Source organism: Cellulophaga sp. BC115SP, from assembly GCF_009905545.1.
GTDB lineage: Bacteria > Bacteroidota > Bacteroidia > Cytophagales > Spirosomataceae > Flectobacillus > Flectobacillus rivi.
This window is the reverse complement of the sequence record NZ_JAAALB010000013.1, coordinates 1-17,366: the sequence shown is the minus strand read 5'-3', so window position 1 is coordinate 17,366 and position 17,366 is coordinate 1. Positions and strand designations below refer to the sequence as shown.

Here is a 17,366-nt window from a genome sequence, read left to right as displayed (position 1 = left end):
TAAAGTCATTTAGTCACTAAATACTTTACACCAAAAACCAAAACATAAAATAGTTTTTAGGGATAGATGAGTTGAGTAATGTATGTCAATGAAGTCATTTTTGGCTCTTGGCATACATTCTTAGTTTATGGGAATACCTCTTTCCAAAAACTCTACCAACTTAGCTAAGTAATTGTCTATTTTTTATTGAATAAGTCTTATTTGTTATTATTTTGCTTGACACAGTCAGTAATTATGTATATATACTAGATATAGCCTCCTCGAAGGTACTTGACAAGTCAGTTTTCCTCAATAAATCAAAAATTTGGGGCAATTTGAATCGTCTAAAATCAAGAGAAAGTATATTTCTGGTAAATTGGTAATGATACAAATAGATAAAATAGACAAATTCAGCATAAAGCCTTTGGTCATCGGTAAAATATCATCAATATGAGCCTGGTGACAATGCTGTAGCAATTCGACCGTATTCCTAAAAACATGAAAGAATCACTAAAAGAGCAAAGACTTTTTATCATAAGTTGCTTGTTTTTGCTGCTATATAATTTTCCGATTATATCAATCTTCAATCTGGATACCCAAATAGCAGGCATTCCAAGCCTATTTCTATATGTTTTTGTGCTTTGGCTGATTTTGATTATCGTTATTTACTTAAATGTCAGAGAGCTAAACAAAAACCAAGACCATTCAAATCACGATGAATAGCTTAATCTTAGTTTTGGCTTCCCTGCTATATCTGGCATTCTTATTTGGTGTAGCATATTGGGCCGAAAAACGTTCCGAAAAAGGCAAAAGCCTTGTAACAAACCCATACATATATGCGCTTTCTTTGGCTATTTACTGTACGGCATGGACTTTCTATGGCTCTGTTGGACGAGCTGTAAGCTATGGCATCGAATATTTGTCAGTATATATTGGTCCAACCCTCATGATGCCTCTTTGGTGGTTGGTGATTCGCAAAATCATTCGTATCTCCAAAGTATATCGCATCACTTCTATTGCAGATTTTATTTCTTCCAGATATGGCAAAAACGTAACGCTTGGTATTATCGTCACGCTTGTATCTTTGGTGGGAGTATTACCCTATATTGCTATTCAGCTCAAGGCGATCTCTAGTAGTTTTAGAATCCTAACACGCACCGATTCACCTTCTAATAGCCACATTTTCCTAGACGACCTTACCTTCTATATATCAATGGGTTTGGGTCTTTTTACCATTATTTTTGGTACCAGAAAAATCGACTCTACCGAGCGCCATGAAGGAATGGTGGCAGCCATCGCTGCCGAATCAATCATCAAAGCATTGGCTTTTATCATAGTGGGTATCTTTGTAACCTACGGCATTTTTAATGGTTTTGGCGATATTTTCAACAAAGCAGCTTTACACCCGCAATTAAAATCTCAGTTTTTGATGGATGGCAACAAAGGTGAATATTCCTCGTGGTTTTGGCATACGGCATTATCAATGAGTGCCATCTTGTTTTTACCTAGACAATTTCAGGTGGCGGTAGTCGAAAATGTCAACGAAAAACACCTCAACAAAGCCATGTGGTTGTTTCCACTGTATTTGTTGATTATCAACATTTTTGTGTTGCCTATTGCGTTCGGAGGAGAATTGCTTTTTCCCAATCATGATGTCAATCCAGACAATTATCTATTAGCGATTCCGTTAAAATACGATGCAAAATTTTTGGCACTATTAACCTATATCGGAGGATTTTCGGCTGCAACGAGTATGGTTATTGTCGAAACTATTGCCCTAAGTATCATGGTTTCTAATAGCTTAGTCATGCCGATTTTATTGGCATATCCCAAGGTCATCGGCAAATATGAAAACAACCTAAGTGGCTTAGTCAACAACATCCGAAGAGTCAGTATATTTATCATCCTACTGTTAGCTTATATTTATGCCAAAGCGATTGCACGCTATTTCTCGCTGGTATCTATCGGTATGGTTTCTTTTGCCGCTGTTGCCCAATTTGCACCTGCCATTATTGGAGGTATTTATTGGAAAGAGGGCAATCGAAAAGGAGCAATCATTGGGTTATTGTCAGGAACATTTATTTGGTTTTATACCCTCGTACTTCCTTCCTTGATTGGCGCAGGATTATTTCCTCATTCCATTTTGGAAGAGGGCCTTTGGGGTATCAAAGCCCTACGTCCTTCTGCCCTATTTGGCTTAGAAGGCATGGACGATATTTCGCATGGGATGTTTTGGAGCATGTTTTTCAATATAGGTAGCTATGTCACTTTTTCACTCATAACCAAAGCTACTTCTATTGAACTCAATCAGGCTGTAACTTTCGTCGATGTGTTTAGCCACTCCAAGTTTACTGACAACACTACTATCTGGCGTGGAACCGCCTATTTGAATGATATACGTACTTTACTAAACAACTTTTTTGGCGAACGCCGAACCGACAGGGTACTGAGGCTTTTTGCACAAAAGCATAGTTTAAATTTAGAAAACAAAAAGGCTGACCCAAAGTTAGTTACTTATTCCGAAAAGCTTTTGGCAGGTGTTGTGGGAGCCGCCTCCGCTCGTATCATGGTAGCTTCAATTTCGAAAGAAGAACATATTTCGATGGATGAGGTTATCAATATTTTAAGAGCCTCTCAAGAACTGATGGTAAACAATAAGGAACTGAGAAGAAAATCCATCGAGTTAGAAAAAGCTACTTCTGAACTTAAGGAAGCCAATGAGATTTTGAAGAGAACCGATAAACTCAAAGATGACTTCTTATCGACAGTAGCACACGAAATACGTACTCCACTGACTTCTATTAGGGCATTATCAGAAATTGTGTACGATAATCCTGACATGGATCAAGAAGAACGTGAGCATTTTTTAGGTACTGTAGTAAAAGAATCTGACCGTTTGAGTCGGTTAATTAACCAAGTACTAGATTTAGAAAAATATGAATCTGGTCGCCAGAAATTGATTAAAGAAAATGTAGATATACAGGAAATTGTTAAAGATAGTATAGATGCGTTATACCAACCAGCTAAAGAAAAAGGTATTAAGGTAGTATTCTTACCAGATCGTTTTGCGCCAAAATTTGAAGCAGATAGAGATAAGTTGGTACAAGTGGTGGTAAATCTTATATCCAATGCCATCAAATATTGTGAGGCTGACAAAGGCGAAATCCAAATAGCAACACATTATGTCGAAGGAGCGATTTATACGAGTATCCAAGATAATGGCGTAGGGATTGCCAAAGAGTTTCAGCGACTGATTTTTGACAAATTTTTCCAAGCAGAAGATCAAACTATCAAAAAACCCAAAGGAAGTGGATTGGGCTTAGCTATTTCCAAGAAAATCGTTGAACTACACCAAGGTCAAATCTGGGTGGAAAGCGAAGTAGGACATGGCTCCAAATTTACCTTTATGCTTCCTGTGGTATAGGATAAATGGGATAAAGTGAACAGGCACAAAGTGGCAAAGTGGAATAAAGTATTGGAGAACAAGAAAAACAATTATCTGTTTATCAATCATTTATCAATCTAAATACACTTTGCCACTGTATGCCTTTGTGCCTATTAATAAAACTAACTCATTAAAGATGAAACAGCAATTAAAAGTATTAGTAGTTGACGACGAGCCTGGCATTTTGATGTCGCTTGAATTCCTGATGAAAAAAGAGGGTTATCAGGTATTTATTGCTCGTGATGGAGAGGAAGCACTTGACATCATCGAACGTGAGATTCCATCCATTATTTTATTGGACATTATGATGCCCAATGTGGATGGCTATGAAGTATGCCGTTTTGTAAAAAGTACCCTCAAGCTAAGTCATATCAAAATTGTGTTTTTGAGTGCTAAAAATAAAGAATCAGATATGGAAAAGGGCTATGCTATTGGAGCAGACCTATATGTACCCAAACCTTTTTCTACCCGTACTTTGGTCTCAAAAGTAAACGCTTTAGCCCTTGGTATCGCAACTAGCTAAGTTTAGCGGAGTTTTTCACTGAAATTCCGTGTAAACGCTTAATTTAGTATTGTGAAAATATTCATGTTTTCTCATGGAATCAGTCAAACTGATAGCTATTCATAAACCAACAATTACGATGAATAACTAGGGTATTTTTAAGCAAAATCACCAACTTGACTGCTCTTTTTAAAGTTATAACAAAACAAACATATAAGCTTATAAACCAATGTCTTACGCAGAAAAATACCAATTCAGCATTGATAATCGTGAGGCTTTTTGGGCCGAAGAGGCTCAACAAATCTCGTGGTTTGAAGCTCCCAAGCAAACCTTGTCTATCGACGAGAAAGGTTTCTATCGCTGGTTTAAAGGTGGCAAGATGAATACTGCCTATTTGGCGCTCGATTACCATGTCGAAAATGGTAGAGGCGACCAAACTGCCCTCATTTACGACTCTCCAGCTACCAAAAGTATAAAAAAGTATAGCTATAGTGAACTTACCAAAGAGGTAGCCAAACTAGCAGGCGGACTCAAAAGTCTAGGCGTTCAAAAAGGTGACACTGTCGTGATTTATATGCCGATGGTTCCTGAAGCAGCCATTGCTATGCTCGCTTGTGCTCGCTTAGGCGCTGTCCACTCAGTAGTATTTGGTGGCTTTGCGCCTCATGAGCTAGCCGTGCGCATCGACGATGCCAAACCAAAGGTCATGATTTCGGCATCTTGTGGTATTGAGTTCGAAAAAGTAATTCCTTACAAACCTCTTCTCGACGAAGCTATCCAAGCTTCTGAGCATAAACCTGCTCATTGTGTAATTCTTCAGCGTCCACAGGCTCAAGCTAGCATGGTTGACATACGCGATGTGGATTATGCTCAATTAGTAGCTCAGTCAGATGAAGCTCCTTGCGAAATAGTCGACGCTACCGACCCTTTATATATCTTGTACACTTCTGGTACTACGGGCAAACCCAAAGGTATTGTCCGTGATAATGGCGGTCATGCCGTCGCGATGAATTTTTCGATGCGAGCCATTTACAACGTCCAACCAGGCGATGTGTATTGGGCTGCTTCAGATGTAGGCTGGGTAGTGGGACACTCATACATAGTATATGCCCCCTTGATTTATGGTTGCACAACCATTTTATTCGAGGGCAAGCCTATCAAAACTCCTGATGCTGGAACGTTCTGGCGTGTTATTGAAGAGCATAAAGTAAAATGCTTTTTTACAGCACCTACTGCCTTCCGAGCTATCAAAAAAGAAGACCCTCACGCCGAATTAAAGGCAAAATATGATATTAGTTCGCTCAAGGCTATTTACTTGGCGGGCGAACGTTGCGACCCTCCTACCCTTGAGTGGCTGCAACAGATTACCCAATTACCTATTCTCGACCACTGGTGGCAAACCGAAACGGGTTGGGGAATTGTGGGTAACATGGTCGGTATCGAAGCTTTCCCCGTAAAAGCAGGTTCGGCAACCAAGCCAGTTTGTGGTTTTGAATTAAAAATCTTGAACGAAGCAGGTGAAGAACTCGGCCCTAATCAGGATGGCTATGTTTGTATAAAACTCCCAATGCCTCCAGGCTGTTTACCAACGCTTTGGAATGATGACGACCGCTTCAGAACATCTTACTTGAATACTTTTGAAGGCTATTACCTCACAGGCGATGGCGGTTTTATCGACCAAGATGGCTATGTATTCATCATGGGTCGTATCGACGATGTCATTAATGTGGCAGGTCACCGACTTTCTACTGGCGCAATGGAAGAAATCATTGCCTCACATCCAGCAGTAGCAGAATGTGCTGTAGTAGGTATTGCCGACGAGCTTCGTGGACAGCGTCCTGTGGGATTTGCCGTTTTAAAAGATGGGCAGAACATAGATGAAAATACGCTTGAGCAACAAAGTATCGCTTTGATTCGTGAGCAAATAGGCGCTGTGGCTTTTTACAGAAATACTATTTTGGTAAAACGCTTACCCAAAACTCGTTCAGGAAAAATCCTTCGAAAAATCATTCGTCAAATGGCCGATGGTGAAAAATTTGGTATTCCATCAACAATCGATGACCCAGCTATCTTGAATGAAATCGCCCAACGTTTGCAAGAGCGTTGTATTGGCGTAGCATATACAGAAAAACAAGTACAGAACACTTAAAACCCATTGTAACATGAACACAGAAACTGAAAAAAAACCGAACTGGATTTTGAGAATCATTATCGCAGCAGCTATCATTGGCGCCGCTATTTGGTTAGTAAATGTAATGTCGACTAGCGAAATCGAAATTGGTGGAGGACACTAGGAAGTGTTGAGTTTTGAGTGAGGAGTTTTGAAAATTTTATTTCGGAGGATTTACCAAAAGTATCGTCGAAGCCGATATATCTACAAAACTTTTCTTAAAACGCTTTCATCAAATCATATTTCTCATCATTTCAAGAATGGCAAAGCACAAGTGGCTTTGCCATTCTTGTTTTAAGGCATTTACCTGTTTTAAAAACACAAACAAATAGTATTTTAACTATAATCTAGTTCAAGAGAAATCGGCAATATTTTCTATATCAATTTTTCTTACCAAACACTTAGTCCTCTCTTCTTATAGGTTATTTTTTATTTTTATACTTCAACAAAAAGTACAATTTTATTTAAAAACTCTTTGAAAAATACAACATCCACTTTTCAACTTGTATTATATTACAAGCATATAGTATTTTAGCAATAAAATATATATTAAATTAGCATAAAACATTTTCAAGAGTTAGTATAAAGAAAAAAACATCTTGTATTTTTACAGTATAAAATTTAACAATTCGTACCTTCTATTCTGACCTGTCGATTTGACTATGAAAAAAGTAGTTTTCAGAAATTTACTTTTCTAAAGAAGACACGAGCAGGCCAAAAAACATAATCACACAATGGACTTAAGAATAAAATCATTCGAAGACTATCAAGAAAAGTATCAGTATAGTGTTGAAGACCCAGAAAGTTTTTGGGGAGAAATTGCTCAGAACTTCTATTGGAGAAAACCTTGGAAAAAGACCTTAGAATGGAATTTTACCGAACCAAAGGTGAATTGGTTTAAGGGAGGAAAGTTGAATATTACAGAAAACTGTCTTGACCGTCATTTGGCAACAAGAGGTAATCAACCTGCTATTATTTGGGAATCTAATAGCCCAGACGAGCCTTCTCAAGTAATTACCTATAAAGTATTGCATGAGCAAGTTTGTCGCTTTGCGAATGTATTGAAAAGAAACGGTGCTAAAAAAGGCGACCGTATCTGTATTTATATGCCAATGATTCCAGAATTGGCGATTGCAGTATTGGCTTGTGCTCGTATTGGTGCAATTCACTCGGTGGTATTTGGTGGTTTTTCTGCTCAATCTATCGCCGACCGTATCAACGACGCTCAGTGTAATATTGTAGTTACAACCGATGGAGCTTTCCGTGGCAACAAAGAGATTCCTTTGAAAGCTACTGTAGACGATGCTTTGATTCAATGTCCAAGTGTTGAGCGCGTAATTGTTTCGACTCGTACTCGTACGCCTGTGTCTATGCTCAAAGGTCGTGACTGCTGGTGGGAAGACGAAGTGAAGTTGGTTTCGGCTGACTGTCCTGCGGAAGAAATGGACTCAGAAGATATGTTATTTATCCTATATACTTCGGGTTCGACGGGCAAGCCTAAGGGAGTAGTTCACACTGTAGGCGGATATATGGTATTTTCGTCTTATACATTTGCTAATGTTTTCCAATATGAAGAGGGACAAACTCACTTCTGTACAGCTGACATTGGTTGGATTACTGGTCACTCATATATCGTATATGGACCTTTGGCTTGTGGTGCAACTACCTTGATGTTTGAAGGTGTACCAACCTATCCAGATGCTGGTCGTTTCTGGGATATTGTTGAAAAACATAAAGTAAACATTCTATATACAGCGCCAACAGCAATCCGTTCATTGATGTCATTTGGAGATCAGTTTGTGGAAGGCAAAGACCTAAGCTCATTGAAAGTATTGGGTTCTGTAGGTGAGCCAATCAACGAAGAAGCTTGGCATTGGTATAACGAAAAAATTGGTAAAGGTCTTTGTCCAATCGTAGATACTTGGTGGCAAACCGAAACAGGCGGTATTTTGATTTCGCCAATCGCAAATGTTACTAAAACCAAACCTGCTTACGCTACTTTACCGTTACCAGGAGTTCAGCCTATTTTGGTGGATGAAAGTGGTAACGAAATTGAAGGAAATGGCGTTTCGGGTAACTTATGTATCAAGTTCCCATGGCCTTCTATCGTTCGTACGACTTACGGAGACCATGAGCGTTGTCGTCAAACGTATTTCTCAACTTACAAAAACTTGTACTTTACAGGTGATGGTTGTATGAGAGATGAAGATGGCTACTATCGTATTACAGGTCGTGTGGATGATGTAATCAACGTATCTGGACACCGTATTGGTACAGCTGAGGTAGAAAACGCCATCAACATGCACTTGGGTGTGGTTGAATCTGCTGTAGTAGGTTATCCTCACGATATCAAAGGGCAGGGTATTTATGCGTATGTTATCTGCGAAAAACATGTTGGAGATTCAGATTTAACTCGCAAAGACATTTTAGCAACAGTAACACGTATTATCGGACCAATTGCCAAACCAGATAAAATCCAGTTTGTATCGGGCTTACCAAAAACACGTTCGGGCAAAATTATGCGTCGTATTCTTCGCAAAGTAGCTGAAGGGGATACTGGTAACTTGGGCGATACTTCAACCTTGCTTGATCCATCGGTAGTAGATGAAATCAAAGCTGGTGCGTTGTAGGAAGAACATTTAGTGATTTAGCGAATGAGTAATTGAGTGATTATTTTTAATGTGAATTTCACCCGTAGAGACGCAATGTTTTGCGTCTAAAAATGTATCATTCTGGAATATAATATCAAAAAAGCGGTCGAAAATAGTTTTCGACTGCTTTTTTGATAGATTAACAATAAGCCTAAATTCGATGTGACACCTACATTAAACCTCCTTGCCAAACTGTAGTAAATATCCATTGTTATCATAGATAGCAAACTCTTTCATTCCCCAATCGAACACTTCTAATTCATAGCAAACCTTTACTTGATCTTTTATCTGTAACCAGAGCTCTTCGACATTTTCAAGATTGATATAAAAACTTCCTGTAAAATGAGGTTTTTTAAAAGGCTCATGTGCATTTGGAAGTGCAATCATCAACTCAATATCATCGGATATTAGTGAAGCCCAACCCCATTCTTCATTTTTTGCTTCTAATTCAAACCCTAGGATTTGGGTATAAAATTGAATCGTTTCTTCCAACTGAAGTGTTCGAATCAAAGGTCTTAAGCTTTTGTATTTCATAATCTTTCAGATTATTCACCTTGATGAACCCATCGATATTTTTTACCTGTCCAATACACAATTCCTCCAGCATTCATGGCTCCATCTTCCATAGCTCCAATAACTAATGAAGGGTTTTTCAATAAGATTTTTTTTGAACCAATCATATCGCCACTCTCATTAAAAGTTGTCTCGAAGGCATATTTTTCCTTGATTAGATACCAAATATTCAACCAATCAAAATTGTCACCCCCATTTCCAAAAGCTTTTCCCGCTCCTAAAACAAAGTACTCATTTTTCTTTTGATGAAAAATAATGATACCTTTTTTAGCGGTCCGTTTTTCAACAACTAGTACAGCCACATCTTGATTTCCATCATTGTTAAAATCACTTTCGATATAAGCTGTCTTCAAATAGGGCTGTATTTTGTAGAGCTTTTCAAGTCCATAGTTTTGAAAAGCTTGTATTGTCCATTGCGGAGGTGTTGGCTGTATAGCATTCCCCAAAAAACAGAAAGTAATATTTATCAATATCATTAATATTTTCATAGTTAACTCCACATCTCAATTTTTGATACTCTGAATTTACTACTAATAAATAAAATAGCTATCTGAACATCATTTCCAGATAGCTATTTTTAGATTCTATCAGCACATACGCAAATCATTGCATTGCTACTGAAAAAATTTACTCGTCAATATTCGTGGTCTTAGCAGGTTTTTCAAATTCCCATTCGCTACGAATGAGTTTGTTATTGCTTGGATATGTTTCGTTTAGGGTATTGGCATCATACACACGACCATTCTTTACAACCATTTTAATGCTATTCGAATTGCGAATATTTTCTAAAGGGTTGTTATCCAAAATCAACAAATCGGCTAGTTTTCCTTTTTCAATACTGCCTAAATCCTTATCCAAACCTAAGGCTGTAGCGCCCAGAATAGTCGCTACTTTCAAGGCATCATGCGTTTTCATACCACCACTTTGCATCGACCATAGTTCCCAATGATAACCCAAACCTTGGAACTCTCCATGACTACCAATACCTGCCAATGAACCATTTTCTACTATTGATTTCATAGACTTGGCATGTTTTTGGAAAACGTGTTCTTCCGGTAAAAACCAACCACTCACACGTCTAGTTTTCTCTGCTAATTCTTCATACGGCATGAAATATTGCATCTTTTTGTCATGATAAGGATCTTCTGTTTCGAAGTAATAAATTTCAGCAAATGGACCACCATACGATACTAACAAAGTTGGAGTTACTGCCATTTTTGAATAAGAAATAGATTTTACCAAATCATTGTACAATGGATAAACAGGGATTGTATGTTCATGACCGGGGTAGCCATCCAGCATATTCGTGATGTTCAATTTAAGATTCAAACCACCTTCCGTTGTTGGCATCAATTGCTGTTCTTTCGCGGCTTTGATAATCCACTGACGAGTCTGGCGGTTACCAGTCAAATACATTTTGATGTATTTGGTATTAAAATACTTGCTGTATTGTTTGAGGGCATTGCTTGCACCTGTTGAGTCTTTGATATTATATGACCAAAAACCAACCCCAGGACCTGTTGAGTACACACGTGGACCAACCATTTTACCAGCTTCTACCATATCGCTATAAGTCAATACGTCTGTTGTTGCAGTTTGTGGGTCACGAGTTGTGGTTACACCGTAGGCGAGGTTAGCCGCATAAATCCAAACCTGATTTTTTTGGATACCCCATTGTGGCCACATGTGTGAGTGAGTATCCACAAATCCTGGGATAATCGTTTTTCCACTCACATCTACGACCTTGGCACCTGATGCCTTGAGCGTCCCACTTTTTCCTACAGCTTTGATACGGTTATTCTCGATTAATACATCTCCATTGGCAATTACCTCCTCACCTTTCATGGTGATGATACGACCTCCTCTCAACAAAATAGCAGATTGAGGAATATCTTTTTCGTAATATACCTTAATCTCTGTTTCTAAAGGTTTGTAAGTATCGTCCGTCTTTTTAGTAGTCGCTTTAGCCACTTTCGGTTTAGCGTCAGTCTTGATTTTTACGGTATCTGTTTTTGCTTTACTAATTGAGTCAGCCTTAGCTTTTTCTTGTGCTTTCTTCGCTGATTTTACACTATCTTCAAAAGCTACAGATTTGTCAAAATCATATTCAAAATGGAAACGCCCTAATGCCCAACGAATTTTCTTAGAATCACTCGACCAAGATGGAAACTCACCACCTAAATCGGTAAGCTTTTTGGCTGGAAATTGCGCTGAAGAAGCATCTGCTACAGAAATAGAAACCGTTTTACCCGTTTGCGGAATCGTCATCGAGTAAATATCATTGTTAATTTGTGCCAAAGCTTTTTCTCCGTCAGGGGACATCAAAACTTTAGAAGCATTGGATGCTCGGTTTACTTCCATCGCCGAAGCCGTACGCTCGGAAAGCATACAGTTATGGGCAAAATCTTCTCCTTCGATGCTCATTCCGTAGGTAGTAATACCTGAAACTTTCGCGTGAGTTTTTTCGTCTGTACCATCCCATTTGATAGACACTACACTTCCATCACCTCCGCTGAGATATATTCTATCTGTTTGTTTTTTGACAAAATGAGGATATTCTCTTCCTTTGGCTTGGTCGATTACGGTAATATCACCGCCTTTGGTATCAATCCAACATAATTCATCTTCCGAACCATTTGCTACTGGACCTACAGACTCTTTGTAGGCACGCATTTTACTACGGATAAAAACAATTTTATCATCCTTTGGAGCGTATGCTGGTTGGCTGTAAAGGGCAGGTACAGAAGTGATTTTTTGAAGATTACTTCCATCTGCTTGAACTTTGTAGAGGCTTCCTCCTTGAGCTGTCCATGTCACAAAAGTGAGTTGGCTTCCATCATTTGACCAAGTTGGTTGAGCTTCAGTAAACTCCAAATTAGTTAAACGCTTCGGCGTTCCTTTTGGATAATCGGCCACGTACAGTCTGTTTAGTACCGTAAACGCGATTTTCTTACCATCTGGCGAGCTTACTACATCTCTAATTTGAGTGGCCAAAGTACGAGTAGTATCGCTAATAGGATATTTAAACTCTAATCTCGGACCCATTTCAATGTCCATATCTACCGTAAATGGAATTGGTGTTGGACTACTACCATTCAAGGCTATTTTGTAGATTTTGCCACCATAAGAAGCAATTACAGCTTGATTATCTGGCGTAAAAGTCATTGAAGGCAAAACTCCCATCGTTGCAATCGACTCTTGGTCATCGCGTTGTACTGGATACGCTAACCATTTTTCATCACCCGAAACGAGATTACGAAGTACTAAACCCGTTTTATCTTCAAAACGAGAACCATACACTAACCATTTGCCATCACCCGAAATCGTTGGGGTAAATGCCGAACCATAGCGAGAGGTAATAGTGGTACGTTTGCCATTGTCACGGTCATACATTCCAATTTGGTATTGTGGAAACATGGCATTGTAATTCCAAGCACCATTGCGTTGTGAGAAATAGATATATCTTCCATCAGGACTTACCGCAGGGTCGATGGTTTTTAATGTAGCAGGTTGGTCTATCAACTGCACACCGCCTCCTCCATCTTTGTGTACCATCCATAGTTGGACATTCATACGTCCTTTGGCAAATACAATATAGTTGCCGTCTGGCGTCCAATCTGCCGCTTCGTAGTTTTGGTCACGATCTTTGGTAACTTGAACAGTATCTTTTTTCTCAAAATCAATCATCCAAACATTGTCCGAACCACTTCTATCTGAAATAAACAAAAGCTTTTTTCCGTCTGGACTATATCTTGGATGTGTATCAAAGGCCAAGCCTTTGGTAATATTCTGAGCTTTTCCTCCTGTGGCAGGAATCGAATACAAGTCGCCCATGTGATCAAATACCAGACTTTTCCCATCTGGACTTATATCCAATGACATCCAAGTTCCTTCGTCGGTTTGGTATTTGAATTTTCGAGAGGCTTTTAGCGGTAAATCTTTATAACGAACATACTTTGTCGTGTCTTTTTTAACGCTGTCGCTCGTATCCTTGGTTAGAGAAAGATGCTGTTGCCTTTCGGTCATGCCGACCGCCGCAAAGGCACTCAATCCAAGAGCAAGGGCAAGGTTTTTCAGTTTAGTTTGATTGATAAAGGTAGGATTCATGATGAAATCACAAGTTAAAGTGAATGGAGATGAGATTTAGACTAATTTATCTGTACCTAGGAATTCAAATCAATTACAGATTTGGGATTTCTGATTGTGGAAATAAGGAAGTATACTTTTATTTTCAACAAAATAGAATTCAATAAAGTAGATTATAATTCCGAAATCCAGCATCCCATATCCGAAATGAGTGATTGTAATAACCCTTTGTACACTACTAACCAAAAGCCTAAAATACAAGGTGTTCAAGAACTTTCAAAGTGATTCCAAACTCCAATCATTCTACAAGGCGATTAAAATCAGTATTTTATCATTGTTAAAATTAAGAGAAGGGCGTAATATTGCGCTCATGAAACAACAAGCTACTATTTTAGGTTGACTAAATAGCTTGATGTTTTTCGAAAACAGTAAACCCAACAAATCATGAACAAAGTTGATCTTGCTGCCTTGCGAGAGAATTATACCAAGGGGAGTTTGGATGTGTCGGATGTATTGCCCTCTCCTATTCAAGAGTTTCACAAATGGTTTAATCAAGCCGTTGATAGCCAAATTCTTGAACCCAATGCCATGCACCTTTGTACGGTTTCGCCCGATGGCAAACCATCCGCTAGAATTGTACTCCTAAAAACCTTAGATGCCACTGGTTTTACTTTTTATACCAATTATCAAAGCCGCAAAGGACACGAAATGGGTGCAAATCCTAACGCTTGTTTGACCTTTTTCTGGGGTGAATTAGAGCGTCAGGTACGTATTGAAGGAACGATAGAAAAGGTAGATGCTAAAGATTCGGACGATTATTTTGCTGTTCGCCCAAGAGGTAGTCAAATTGGTGCTTGGGTATCTAACCAAAGTCAAGTGGTGGAAAGTCGTGAGGTATTGATTGAGAAAGAAAAAGCTTTTATCGCTCAGTTTGAAGGACAAGAGGTACCACGCCCAGCACATTGGGGGGGATATAGATTAGTACCAAATTATATCGAATTTTGGCAAGGTCGCCCTTCTCGTCTACACGACCGTATTGCTTACACGCTCGAAGAGTCAGGTAGCTGGAAAATCGAAAGACTTTCTCCGTAGAGTTGTATTATTTAGTGAATGAGTGGTTGAGTGAATGAGTGATTTTATCAAAATTTACTCCATTACTCACTCATATATTAGTGTACGAAGTTTTCTATTTTACCCAAAAGAGAACTTACTTTATTGGTATTTTGGGGTGTAGTGGCAACTCTTGCAGTTGCCACTACACCAATTTCATTTTAGTTATAAAACTCATCCTTCGTACAATCCTAACTCATATACACTAATTACCCCCGAAATCACCCATTCACTAAATCACCAAATAACCGCCCCTTATCCTTTTTTTTCTTCTCTAGCCCCTTGGCAAGGTATTTGTATTTCTCTTGAATAGTCATTAAATTGCTCTTATACCATACCAACCGACTAGAGACATGAGCTTTTTTAAAAATCCTGTTTGGCTTACGCAATACGTCTATCCTTACGCTAGCGTAGATGATATTCCTGAAGAGGTATACGCTAATATCAATCAAAAACTCCACAAACTTGTTGATTTTGAACAACCAGAGGTAAGCATTGTCATTGCAGCTTGGAATGAAGAAGTAAATATGCTACCCACCATAGGCTCATTGGCTGACTCGACGACAAAGATTCCTTTCGAGATATTAGTGGTCAATAATAACTCTACTGATCGCACTCAGGAGGTATTGGATAAGCTCTATATTCGTAGTTGTACTCAAACGATTCAAGGTTGTGGTCCTGCACGTCAAATGGGTTTGGAGCAAGCCAGAGGGAAATATATCTTATCTGCCGATGCCGACTGTATGTACCAACCTGAATGGATTGATCAAATGATCAGTGCGCTTCGTCCTGATGATGTGGCGGTAGTGTACGGTCGCTACTCATTTATTGCTAATGAACATACGCCACGTTGGAAACTCGCGATTTATGAAATGATGAAAGATGTCATGGCTGAAATTCGTCAGTTGAAACGCCCCTATCTCAATACTTTAGGAATGACGATGGGATACAAAACCACTCAGGCACTCAAGGTAGGGTATGTCATGCGTCATGTACGAGGCGAAGATGGTCGTTTGACCTTTGATTTAATGCAGTTTGGGAGAGTTGTACAGGTGAAAAGTGCAAAAATCAGAGTATGGACGGGTACTCGTACTTTAGACAAAGACGGGAGCTTTTTTAATATGGTTGGTAGCAGAATAGTGAAAGAAATAAAAAGGATATTCACCTATTTGAGTCCACTCAAACCACACGACACCAAAACCTCCTAATGAATTTGTGAGGCTGATAAATGGCGGAAAATCGATTAAAATTTGTCAGCTCGATACAACTTTTGTACTTTTATCGGATAAAAACCCTTCAAGGTTTTGTACAAAATAGTAGAAACAAACTTAGGGTAAGTACTTGACTATTTTATAAACACTCAATTTCAAAGTCAGGTAATTACAACATTGTATCAATCACAAAAACAATATTTGGAATGATTATCGAACCAAGAATGCGCGGATTTATCTGCCTAACAGCACATCCAGTAGGTTGTGAACAAAATGTAATTAACCAAATCAATTACGTAAAATCAAAAGGTAAAATCGACGGTCCTAAACGTGTATTAGTAATCGGAGCTTCGACAGGTTTTGGTTTGGCATCACGAATTACCAGTGCTTTTGGATCAGATGCGTCAACAATTGGTATTTTCTTCGAAAAACCATCATCACCAGGCAAATTAGCTACACCAGGCTGGTATAATACTGCTGCATTTGAAAAACAAGCACAAGAAGCTGGTTTGTATGCAAAAAGTATCAATGGCGATGCTTTTTCTAACGAGGTAAAAGAAAAAACGCTTGCCCTTATCAAAGAAGATTTAGGTCAAATCGACTTAGTTGTATATAGCTTGGCTTCGCCAGTTCGTACCGACCCAACTACAGGTATTACTCACCGTTCGGTATTGAAACCGATTGGCGCCCCTTTCAAAAATAAAACCGTTGATTTCCACTCTGGAAAAGTAACTGAAATCTCAATTGACCCTTGTACTGAAGAAGACATCCAAAACACCGTTAAAGTAATGGGTGGCGAAGACTGGGAAATGTGGATTGATGGCTTGAAAGCAGCTAATTTGTTAGCGCCAAATGCTTTGACAATCGCTTATTCATATATCGGACCAGAATTGACTGAACCAGTATATCGTAAGGGTACTATCGGTCGTGCTAAGGACCATTTAGAAGCTACAGCTTTCACTATTGCTGATAAATTGAGCGATATTGGTGGTAATGCGTATGTTTCTGTAAACAAAGCTTTGGTAACGCAAGCAAGTTCGGCGATTCCTGTTATTCCTTTGTATATTTCGTTATTGTACAAAGTAATGAAAGCAGAAGGTATTCATGAAGGTTGTATCGAGCAAATCCAACGTTTGTATAGCGAGCGTCTTTACACAGGTGGCAATGTGCCAGTTGATGAAAAAGGTCGTATTCGTATCGACGATTGGGAAATGCGTGCAGATGTACAAGCTAAAGTGGCAGCACTTTGGGAAGAGGCAACTACAGAAAACTTACCAAGTATTGGTGATTTGGAAGGATATAGTAATGACTTCTACAATTTATTTGGCTTCAAAGTAGGTGGTGTTGATTACACTGCTGATACCAACGAAGTAGTAGAAATCCCAGGCTTGCAAGCGTAAAATATATTGAGTGAATTGTGAATTAGAAGATAGTAGTGTATGAACGATTTCAAACAATTTCAGATTTGGGATTTCTGATTTCGGAAATAAAGTAAAATACCTTTATTTTTTACAAAATATAGAAGATTATACTTTCGAAATCCAACATCCGATATTCGAAATAGGCTTCCCTTTTAGAGTATAAACAATTGATTATCAGGCATTTTTATCAAAAAGCAATCCCCGAAAATGCACAAATT

Annotated in this window: 12 protein-coding genes; 9 read left to right on the top strand and 3 right to left on the bottom strand. The window is 38.8% G+C overall.

What is annotated here, in order from left to right; all coding sequences use genetic code 11:
• Positions 1–477: 477 nt before the first annotated feature.
• From GVN22_RS11865 to acs, 6 genes are all read left to right on the top strand, one after another.
• Positions 478–702, top strand: a complete 225-nt coding sequence (locus GVN22_RS11865; RefSeq protein WP_166551246.1) for a hypothetical protein — start codon at positions 478–480, stop codon at positions 700–702.
• A complete protein-coding gene (locus GVN22_RS11860; RefSeq protein WP_166551245.1) occupies positions 695–3,403 on the top strand; it encodes a sensor histidine kinase in 2,709 nt (902 codons plus the stop codon). Before GVN22_RS11865 ends, GVN22_RS11860 begins: the two co-directional genes overlap by 8 nt.
• A 157-nt stretch (positions 3,404–3,560) precedes the next feature.
• The gene (locus tag GVN22_RS11855; protein WP_166551244.1) at positions 3,561–3,947 is read left to right on the top strand and encodes a response regulator transcription factor; all 387 of its coding nucleotides are present in this window, start codon (positions 3,561–3,563) and stop codon (positions 3,945–3,947) included.
• A 208-nt stretch (positions 3,948–4,155) separates the two neighbouring features.
• Positions 4,156–6,075: a propionyl-CoA synthetase gene (locus tag GVN22_RS11850; RefSeq protein WP_166551243.1), complete on the top strand. Its 1,920-nt coding sequence runs from the start codon at positions 4,156–4,158 to the stop codon at positions 6,073–6,075.
• Positions 6,076–6,088: 13 nt separating this feature from the next.
• Positions 6,089–6,220, top strand: coding sequence for a hypothetical protein (locus GVN22_RS28090; protein WP_255494267.1), 132 nt, complete (start codon positions 6,089–6,091; stop codon positions 6,218–6,220).
• Positions 6,221–6,830: 610 nt separating this feature from the next.
• Complete coding sequence (acs, locus tag GVN22_RS11845) at positions 6,831–8,726, top strand: acetate--CoA ligase (protein WP_166551242.1); 1,896 nt, start codon at positions 6,831–6,833, stop codon at positions 8,724–8,726.
• Positions 8,727–8,921: 195 nt separating this feature from the next.
• On the opposite strand, the gene GVN22_RS11840 is transcribed toward acs, so the two are convergent.
• The 3 genes from GVN22_RS11840 to GVN22_RS11830 all read right to left on the bottom strand — a co-directional run bounded on the left by GVN22_RS11840 (position 8,922) and on the right by GVN22_RS11830 (position 13,427).
• Entirely contained in the window at positions 8,922–9,281 is a 360-nt protein-coding gene (locus tag GVN22_RS11840) for a VOC family protein (protein ID WP_166551241.1), read from the bottom strand.
• Between the two features lie 11 nt (positions 9,282–9,292).
• Positions 9,293–9,808, bottom strand: coding sequence for a hypothetical protein (locus tag GVN22_RS11835; protein ID WP_166551240.1), 516 nt, complete (start codon positions 9,806–9,808; stop codon positions 9,293–9,295).
• Positions 9,809–9,947: 139 nt separating this feature from the next.
• Positions 9,948–13,427, bottom strand: a complete 3,480-nt coding sequence (locus GVN22_RS11830) for an amidohydrolase family protein (RefSeq protein ID WP_240915622.1) — start codon at positions 13,425–13,427, stop codon at positions 9,948–9,950.
• A 423-nt stretch (positions 13,428–13,850) separates the two neighbouring features.
• Here GVN22_RS11830 and pdxH point away from each other — a divergent pair, with 423 nt between their 5' ends.
• The 3 genes from pdxH to fabV all read left to right on the top strand — a co-directional run bounded on the left by pdxH (position 13,851) and on the right by fabV (position 17,127).
• On the top strand, positions 13,851–14,498 hold the full coding sequence (gene pdxH / locus GVN22_RS11825; protein ID WP_166551239.1) for a pyridoxamine 5'-phosphate oxidase: 648 nt from the start codon (positions 13,851–13,853) through the stop codon (positions 14,496–14,498).
• Positions 14,499–14,869: 371 nt separating this feature from the next.
• A complete protein-coding gene (locus tag GVN22_RS11820; RefSeq protein ID WP_166551238.1) occupies positions 14,870–15,724 on the top strand; it encodes a glycosyltransferase family 2 protein in 855 nt (284 codons plus the stop codon).
• 209 nt (positions 15,725–15,933) lie between these two features.
• Complete coding sequence (fabV, locus tag GVN22_RS11815) at positions 15,934–17,127, top strand: enoyl-ACP reductase FabV (protein WP_166551237.1); 1,194 nt, start codon at positions 15,934–15,936, stop codon at positions 17,125–17,127.
• Positions 17,128–17,366: the final 239 nt, after the last annotated feature.